The following is a 4,095-nucleotide window of genomic DNA, read 5'->3' as shown; positions in this document are numbered from 1 at the left end:
CCGCGCGCCGCCTGCCCTCCCGGCCCGCCCTGGAGGAGTTCCTCGCCGGGCTCGCGGCCGACGGCACCGCCGGGAACGTGTTCGTCGTCGGCGGCGACCCCGCCCGCCCCGAGGGCCCCTACGCGGACGCCCTCTCCGTCCTGCGCACCGGCCTGCTGCGCAGCCACGGCGTCCGGCACGTCGGCATCACCGGCTACCCCGAGGGCCACCCCGGCATAGCCGAACGGACCCTGTGGTCGGCGCTCACCGAGAAGGCGGCGGCCATCGGGGCCGACCGGTTCACCGGGGACGTCATCACCCAGTTCGGCTTCGACGTCGACCCGGTCCTCGGCTGGCTGGAGGCCCTGCGCGCGCGGGGCGTGCACCTGCCCGTCCGCATCGGCGTCCCCGGGCCGGCGGGGGTGCGCCGGCTGCTCGGCTACGCCACCCGGTTCGGCGTCGGCACCAGCGCCTCCGTCGCCCGCAAGTACGGCCTGTCACTGACCAACCTCGTGGGCACGGCCGGCCCCGACCGTTTCCTGCACGCGCTGGCCGACCGCTACGACCCCGCCCGGCACGGCGCCGTGAAGGTGCACTTCTACACCTTCGGCGGCCTGCGGGCCACCGCCGAGTGGATCACCGGGTTCCGCCGCCGGCACACCGGCTGACACCTGGCCAGGCCCACGTACGTGTCGGATTTCCGCCAGCTCCGGGGCGCGCGGTCGCCCATGCTGGAGGCATGCAGACAGGGATGCACCTCGACCGGGAGCACTGCGTGCGCGCCGTGCAGTCCAAGGACGCGCGGTTCGACGGCTGGTTCTTCACGGCCGTCCTGACCACCCGGATCTACTGCCGGCCGAGCTGTCCGGTGGTGCCGCCGAAGGCACAGAACATGACGTTCTACCCGAGCGCCGCCGCCTGCCAGCAGGCCGGCTTCCGGGCCTGCAAGCGCTGCCGGCCCGACACCAGCCCCGGCTCCCCGGAGTGGAACCGGCGCGCCGACCTGGTGGCCCGGGCGATGCGGCTGATCGCCGACGGGGTCGTGGACCGCGAGGGCGTGCCCGGACTCGCCGCCCGGCTCGGCTACAGCACCCGCCAGGTCGAGCGGCAGCTGCTCGCCGAGCTGGGCGCGGGCCCCCTCGCGCTCGCCCGCGCCCAGCGCGCCCAGACCGCGCGGCTGCTCGTCGAGACCAGCACCCTGCCCATGGCGGAGATCGCCTTCGCCGCGGGTTTCGCCTCCATCCGCGCCTTCAACGACACCGTCCGCGAGGTCTTCGCCCTCTCCCCGAGCGAACTGCGCGCCCGCGCACCGCGGAGCGGTCCGGGAACCCCGGGCGTGCTCACCCTGCGGCTGCCGTTCCGTGCCCCGCTGCACCCGTCCAATCTCTTCGGACACCTCGCCGCCACCGCCGTACCCGGCGTCGAGGAGTGGCGCGACGGCGCCTACCGCCGCACGCTGCGCCTGCCGTACGGCCACGGGATCGCCGCCCTCGCCCCCCGCCCCGACCACATCGCCTGCCGCCTCACCCTCAGCGACCTGCGCGACCTGACCGTCGCCATCAGCCGCTGCCGCCGCCTGCTCGACCTGGACGCCGACCCGGTCGCCGTCGACGAGCGGCTGCGGGCCGATCCCCTGCTCGCCCCGCTGGTCGACCGGGCCCCCGGGCGCCGGGTGCCGCGCACGGTGGACGAGGCGGAGTTCGCCGTGCGCGCCGTGCTCGGACAGCAGGTGTCCACGGCCGCCGCCCGCACCCACGCGGCCCGGCTGGTCACCGCGCACGGCAAACCCCTGGACGACCCCGAGGGCGGCCTCACCCACCTCTTCCCGGACCCCCAGGCGCTGGCCGCCGTCGACCCCGAGACCCTCGCGATGCCCCGCACCCGGCGCACCACGCTCACCACCCTCGTCCGGCAGCTCGCCGACGGGGACCTGCACCTGGGTGTGGCGGCCGACCGGGCCGAGGCGCGGGCCCGGCTGCTCGCGCTGCCCGGTTTCGGGCCGTGGACGGTGGACGTCATCGCCATGCGCGCCCTGGGCGACCCCGACGCCTTCCTCCCCACGGACCTCGGCGTCCGGCGCGCCGCGAAGGACCTCGGCCTGCCGTCCACCCCGGCCGCGCTGACCGCCCGGGCGGCCGGCTGGCGGCCCTGGCGGGCGTACGCGGTGCAGTACCTGTGGGCGACCGACGACCACCCGATCAACTTCCTGCCGGCGTAAGGACCTCCGCATGAAGCAGCACACCGTCATCGACAGCCCCTACGGCCCCCTGACGCTCGTCGCGGACGACGGCGTCCTGTGCGGCCTCTACATGACCGACCAGCGCCACCGCCCGCCGGAGGAGACCTTCGGCACCCCCGACGACACGCCGTTCGCCGAGGCCGCCGAGCAGCTCGCCGCCTACTTCGCGGGCGAGTTGACCGAGTTCACCGTCGCCCTTCGCCTGCACGGCACCCCGTTCCAGCGCCGCGTCTGGGACGAGCTGACCCGCATCCCCTACGGCGAGACCCGCTCCTACGGCCGGCTCGCCGACGCCCTCGGCAACCCCGGGGCGTCCCGCGCGGTCGGCCTCGCCAACGGCAGGAACCCCATCGGCATCATCGTGCCCTGCCACCGGGTCGTCGGCGCGGCCGGCGGACTCACCGGCTACGGCGGCGGCCTCGACCGCAAGCGCCGGCTGCTGGACTTCGAACGCGGCACCGCCCTCTTCTGACCGGCGCCCCCGCCCGGCTACCCGGCGTCCTGCGCGCCCAGCCGCTCCAGCAGCGCGGGCAGCGCGGTGCCGATCGGCTCCCGTACGACCTCGTCGGCGATCTCGTCGTACGGCGTCGGGTCGGCGTTGACGATGACGACACGGGCGCCGTGGTCGGCGGCGACACCGACGAGGCCGGCGGCCGGCTGCACCTGGAGGCTGCTGCCGACGGCGAGGAACATTTGGCAGGCCTTGGCGATGGCCACGGCCTCGCCCAGGACCACCGGATCGAGCCGCTCGCCGAACATCACCGTGGCCGACTTCAGGATGCCACCGCACTCCAGGCACGGCGGGTCCTCCTCGCCGGCCTCCACCCGGGCCAGGGCGTCCGCCATGGGGCCGCGCGCGTGGCACCGCGTGCAGACGACACTGCGGGCACTGCCGTGCAGTTCCAGCACCTTGCGGGCGGGCATCCCGGCGAGCTGGTGCAGCCCGTCCACGTTCTGGGTGATGACCCGGACCGGCACGCCGGACCGCTCCAGCGCGGCGACGGCCCGGTGCGCCGCGTTCGGCTCGGCCGCGAGCGTGCGGTTGCGGCGCCGCATCTGCCAGGACCGCCGCCGGATCTCCGGGTCCGCCATGTAGTACGCGTACGTCACGAGCTTCTCGGCCTCCGGATCCCGCCGCCACAGGCCTTGGGGACCGCGGTAGTCCGGAATCCCGGAGTCGGTGGAGATACCGGCCCCGCTCAGCAGGGCGACGAGAGGCTTGGCCATGGCATCGAGGGTAGGGCGGACGGCGGGGCCGCCGCGAACGGACAACAGCCCGGGGCCGCGAGCGGACAGGGGCCCGCGGGGCCGGGCGGTCAGGCCACGCGGTGGCCGTTCTCCAGTTCCGCCGTCCCCGAGCCGGCCGCCAGGACGTCCAGGGCGGCCAGCACCCTGCGGCCCAGCGCGCCGGGCAGGTGCCCGGTCAGCTCCTCGCGCCCGACCAGCCGCCAGGACAGCAGCTCCTCCTCCTGCAGCCGGATCGCCTTCAGGTCGGCGTCCGCGAGCACCCCGCCGTCGTACAGGTACGCGACCAGCGGCGGCCGGCCCGCGCCGTGCACCCAGTCCACGGCCAGCAGCCGGCCGAGTTCCCGGTCGAGGCCGATCTCCTCCAGCGTCTCGCGGCGGGCACCCTGGCGCGGTGTCTCCCCGTCGTCGGACTCGACGGTCCCGCCCGGGAGCGCCCATCCCTCCCGGTAGTTCGGCTCGACGAGCAGCACCCGCCCCTCGGCGTCCCGGAAGAGCACGGCGGCGCCGGCGAGGACACGGGGCAGGCTCGCGATGTACGCGGCGAAGTCAGGCGTCGTGGTCATGGGGGAAGGGTAACCAGCCGCCCGGCACCTACGGCCCGCCCGCCGCCAGACGCAGGGTGCGTTCGG

General features: G+C 75.6%; 5 protein-coding genes. 3 read left to right on the top strand and 2 right to left on the bottom strand.

The genetic code is table 11. From position 1 onward, the window contains the following. From IE312_RS10500 to IE312_RS10490, 3 genes are all read left to right on the top strand, one after another. Window positions 1-647 (top strand): methylenetetrahydrofolate reductase (locus IE312_RS10500; protein ID WP_229899481.1); only part of this gene is annotated, 647 nt, incomplete at its 5' end. 83 nt (window positions 648-730) lie between these two features. Next, a complete protein-coding gene (locus IE312_RS10495; protein ID WP_189980838.1) occupies window positions 731-2,197 on the top strand; it encodes a DNA-3-methyladenine glycosylase 2 family protein in 1,467 nt (488 codons plus the stop codon). A gap of 10 nt (window positions 2,198-2,207) precedes the next feature. Then, a complete protein-coding gene (locus IE312_RS10490) occupies window positions 2,208-2,690 on the top strand; it encodes a methylated-DNA--[protein]-cysteine S-methyltransferase (protein ID WP_189980559.1) in 483 nt (160 codons plus the stop codon). 17 nt (window positions 2,691-2,707) lie between these two features. Here IE312_RS10490 and IE312_RS10485 read toward each other — a convergent pair whose 3' ends face one another. Then, window positions 2,708-3,445 (bottom strand): SIR2 family NAD-dependent protein deacylase, encoded by a 738-nt coding sequence (locus IE312_RS10485; RefSeq protein WP_189980557.1) that lies wholly within the window; start codon window positions 3,443-3,445, stop codon window positions 2,708-2,710. Between the two features lie 89 nt (window positions 3,446-3,534). Next, window positions 3,535-4,029 carry an NUDIX domain-containing protein gene (locus IE312_RS10480; RefSeq protein WP_189980555.1) on the bottom strand — a complete coding sequence of 165 codons (495 nt, stop codon included), beginning with the start codon at window positions 4,027-4,029 and terminating at the stop codon, window positions 3,535-3,537. Between the last annotated feature and the right edge of the window lie 66 nt (window positions 4,030-4,095).

Origin of the sequence: Streptomyces capoamus, assembly GCF_014654935.1 — a bacterium.
Classification (GTDB): domain Bacteria; phylum Actinomycetota; class Actinomycetes; order Streptomycetales; family Streptomycetaceae; genus Streptomyces; species Streptomyces capoamus.
This window is presented reverse-complemented; position numbering and strand designations above follow the sequence as displayed.